Below are 203 nucleotides of genomic sequence, written 5' to 3'. Positions count from 1 at the left end.
CAGGCCCTCACCTGCGGATAGCTGCCGGTCTGTGAGTAACTGATGGCGGCCACGACCAGCGCCATAACCACGCCCGGCACGTAAGCACCCCACCCGGCGCGCGGTCCCGCCGCCGGAATGGCGTCGGCCAGGACGTCCTGTCTGATACGCACCCGCCGGCGCGTGCGGGCGACGATTATCCACCCGCCCGCCACGATGGTGGC

At 70.9% G+C, this 203-nt stretch carries 1 pseudogene; it reads right to left on the bottom strand.

From position 1 onward, the window contains the following. Nucleotides 1-203, bottom strand: a pseudogene (locus tag ACLJNW_RS29335) (cytochrome c biogenesis protein CcmH); the annotation flags it as partial.

The sequence above is a fragment of the Salmonella sp. SAL4457 genome, from assembly GCF_046548235.1.
In the GTDB taxonomy this organism is placed as follows: Bacteria; Pseudomonadota; Gammaproteobacteria; order Enterobacterales; family Enterobacteriaceae; genus Salmonella; species Salmonella enterica.
Note: the sequence above shows the minus strand (reverse complement) of the source record. Positions and strands in the feature narration are given on the sequence as shown.